Annotated in this window: 3 protein-coding genes; 1 reads left to right on the top strand and 2 read right to left on the bottom strand. The window is 69.7% G+C overall.

Features of this window, described 5'->3' with window-relative positions; all coding sequences use genetic code 11:
• Positions 1 to 85 (top strand): acyl-CoA dehydrogenase family protein (locus tag AC04MI_RS24020; RefSeq protein WP_476498912.1); only part of this gene is annotated, 85 nt, incomplete at its 5' end.
• 226 nt (positions 86 to 311) lie between these two features.
• Here AC04MI_RS24020 and AC04MI_RS24025 read toward each other — a convergent pair.
• Entirely contained in the window at positions 312 to 1,505 is a 1,194-nt protein-coding gene (locus tag AC04MI_RS24025; protein WP_436077527.1) for a hypothetical protein, read from the bottom strand.
• Between the two features lie 254 nt (positions 1,506 to 1,759).
• Positions 1,760 to 3,795: ATP-binding protein (locus AC04MI_RS24030; protein WP_476498911.1), on the bottom strand; the 2,036-nt coding region annotated here is incomplete at its 5' end.

Consider the following 3,795-nt stretch of genomic DNA (forward strand, 5'->3'; position numbering starts at 1 on the left):
CATCTACCGCGACGTGCGCGTGTGCCAGATCTACGAAGGCACGAGCGACGTGCAGAAGATCATCATCCAGCGCGCGCTGGCCTGAGAGGCTGAGAGTTTTTGATCCATGTCCGCCTTGCACGCCAAAACGCCCCGGCTCTTCGTTGCAAATGCTCGCCATAGCCCGAGCTATGGCTGTGCTTTGCGCCTCGATCCGAGGCGTTGTGGCGCGCCTTTCGGGCTTGGCTCAAAAACTCTCAGCCTCTGAGCCTGCGCGCCACGGTGCCCGGCCTGCGGTGTGCAGGAGGCCTTTCGGGTGCGGTCCACAACGCTCAGCCCCTGAGGCGTAACTCGCGCTCCAGCAGCGCCAGCCGCTTGGGCTCGGCGTGGTGCCGGGCCACTGGCTGCACGCTGGCAAACACGGTGCGCCCCATTTCGGCGCGCCCGCTCCAGGCCAAGGCCAGTGCGTAGTCGCAGGTGCATACGGCCAGTGAGGGCCAGGCGCCCGGGGCCTTGCGCACCAGCCCCAGAAACTGCTCACACGCCTTGCCCAGGTGGCTGGCGGCCTCGCCCGCCCGGGCCGGGTCGCGCAGCGCAATCATGCCCCGCACCCAGTCGATGAACGCTTGCCCGTGGGGTGGCAGCAGGGCGGGCTGCAGCGTGTCCACGAGGCGCTGCGCTTCGTCGGTGTGGCCCGCGCGGGCCTCACCCAGGGCCAGGTCCAACTGCAAAGTGGGTTCTCCTGGCCGTTCAGCCATCAGTTCGCGCAGGCGGGCCGTGAAGCCTGCATGGTCGCCCGTGGCCAGGGGCAGGGTGTAGATGCGTGCCAGAAATTCGCCCTCATCTGCCGGGCGCATGGGGTGGATGCGCAGGCGCAGGAGGGCGGCGTCCACCCCTTCGGCGCGCGCCTCGAACCAGGCCATGCGCACGGCGGCATCCCAGGCGGGCTGTCGCAAAAAGGCGTGCCGTTCGGCGGCGCGTGCCAGCCGCTGCGCCAGTACGTCCAGGCGGGGCAGGTCGCCCGTGGCGTGCGCGTGCAGCATCTGCTGGTACATGCGCTGGAACTGGTGCATGTAGGCAAACACGGCCAGGGGCGCCAGCGTGGCCGCCACCAGAATGGCCTGCACCCACGGGCTCCACTGGCGCCATACGGCCAGTGCCACCAGGGCCACGCCCACCAGCAGCCAGGTGCGGTTGTTGCGCAGCAGCTGGCGCAGCGTGGTCCACAGGCCGGGGTTCTGCTGCGCTTCGATCTGGTCACGTGCCAGCTGGCGCAGGGCCTTCACGTCCAACGGGCCCAGCACGTCGTCAGCCATCTCGGTCAATGCACGGGCATACAGACCCGAGGTGTGCAGCTGCACCTGGGTCAGCGGCGGTTGCTGCAGCGCTGCGATGGCCTGCAGGGCCTCTTCAGCTGTCTGGGCATGCACAAACCCCTCGGTGGGGCGGCCTTGGGCGTCTTGCGCCTGGTACAGCCAGCGGGGCTGGCCGGGCGGTGGGGGCGGGGTGGTCCCGGTGGTGGTCATGGCGTGGCTCCCTCCTGGTGTGATTTGCCAGCGTGTCGAGGTCGCCGGTCGTTGGCTGCGGATGGTAGGGGGCTGCGTGATCGCCGCGTGCAGCGGGCAGACGGGCGGTGCACCGCTGGCAGACGACCGGTGCCGTGATACCTGCCTTTGCCTGAGCAGGCCGCAGGCAACAACCGCACGTTCTGCGGCGGCTGGGGCTTCGAAAGACACCGGTAGGTGTACTACCGCGCTATTGGAAAGATAGCTGCCTGTGCTTATGGGAAAGGCACCGCGCTCTGGTCCTGCCGCCTGTTGCTGGGGGCCAGCCACTGCGCCAGCACAGCGTGCAGCTCGGCAGGGTTCACGGGCTTGCGCAGCACCAGGTAGCCCTCGTCTTCGGCGTCCCGCAAGGCGGGGGCGTCGAACTCGCCGCTGACCATCGCACCCCGGGCGGCAGGGCAGCGGGCCAGCAGCGTGCGCAGGATGTCAAAGCCGCTCTCGCCCGAGCGCAGTCGCTGGTCGCAGAAGATGGCATCTGGCACCATGCCTTCGTCCAGCCGGCCATGGGCTTCGGCCCCGGTGGTGGCATAGGCTGCCGTCACGCCCCAGGCTTCGAGCATGGCGCGCCAGGCCTTGAGCACCTGGGGGTCATCGTCCAGCACCAGGCACTGGCCCTGCAGCGGACGGTCCACGATGGACTGGCGGTGTGCCGCTGCGGGGGCGGTGGACGTGCCTGCATCGGGTGCCACATGGGCTGGCAGCCGCAGCCAGAAGCGCGAACCCTGTCCCGCCAGCGAACGTACGCCGTACGCCGCCCCCAACTGCTCGGCGCACCGCGCCACCACAGCCAAGCCCAGGCCGTGCCCCGCGTCGTCCATCTGGTCGGCCCGCGCTCCCCGGTAGTAGGGGCTGAACACCCGGGCCTGATCGGCGGGGGCGATGCCAATGCCCGTGTCCCGCACCTCCACCAGCCAGTCACCGCCGCGTGCGCGTGCGCTCACCAGCACCTTGCCCTGCGGTGTGTAGCGGATGGCGTTCTGCACCAGGTTCGCCAGCGCCTGGCGCAGCAGCACCGGCTCGGCCCATACGGTGGCGCCACGGCGCGGCAACCGCAGCCGCAGGGTCAGGCCGCCGAGGCTGGCTTGCTCGCGGAAGAGGCGCACAACGTCCGCCAGCAGGGCGCCAAGGTCCACGGCGGCTTTGTGGCCCAGCGGCTGCCCCGACTCCAGGCGCGACAGGTCCAGCAGCGCATTGAACAGCTGGCTCATGGCCTGCATGCTGGTGCGCAGGTCGGCCACCAGCGGGCGCAGGACCGGGTCGGTATTGCGCAGGTTGATCGCCTCCACCATCAAGGACATGGCGTGCACGGGTTGGCGCAGGTCGTGGCTGGCGGTGGCGAGGAACAGGTTTTTCTCGGTCAGGGCGCCTTCCGCCTGGCGCCGGGCTTCGGCCAGGGCCTCGTTGGCAGTGCGCGTGCGGCGGTACAGCCAGAAGCTGGCGCCCGCTGCAAGCAGTGCCAGTGCCACCGCAGCCGCCAGTCCGATCTGCTGCATGCGGCGCACGCGCAGCTCGGCATCCTGCACCCGGTTGGCCTGCGCCAGCTGCTCGATCTGGCGCTGCCGTTCAGCGCTGTCAAAGCGCTCCTGCAAGGTCGTCACGGCCTGGTCGCGCTCGGCATGGAACAGCTCCTTGGCCAGCGCCTGCTGCTTGCGGGTGGTGGCCATGGCCTCGCGGTACAGGCCGGCTTGCTCGTACATGCGCGACAGCTCGCCCAGCAACTGCTCTTCCATGGGCAGAGAGCCCGCTTCGTGCACAAACCGGATGCCCGCCTCCACCTCATGCACGCCGGCCGCAATGCGGCCCTGGCCCATGAGTGCAAAGCCCAGATTGGCCTGCGCCATTGCGGCCCCGTTCAGCTCGTGTGCATTGCGGTACGCGGCCAGGGCCTCGCGCATCACGGGCTCGGCCGCGGCATACGCCTTGCGCTGCAGCAGGACGTCGCCCAGGTTGTTCAGCGCCGTGGCCTGGAGCCCGGTGAGCCCTCCAGCGCGGGCGATCTGCAAGGACTGCCGGTAGGCGGCCACGGCGGTGTCGAGGTTGCCCTGCACGTTTTCCACATTCCCTCGGTGCAGGTGCAGCCAGCCCTGCGCCTGCCGGGCGTCCAGCTTTTCGGCCAGGGGCAGCGTCTCGCGGATGGTTTGCAGCGCCCGCTCCGGGTTCTTCATGTCGAAGTGCAGCAGCTCCAGGTGGGTGCGCGACCGCAGCTCAGACGTGGCCGCCTGGCGTGGCAGCGTGCGCGAGAGTTCCAGGC

It is taken from the genome of Acidovorax sp. LjRoot204 (assembly GCF_056175785.1).

Excerpts from the sequence above, each read along its gene's own strand:
- AC04MI_RS24025 (WP_436077527.1), bottom strand. The coding sequence starts at position 1,505 with ATGACCACCACCGGGACCACCCCGCCCCCACCGCCCGGCCAGCCCCGC.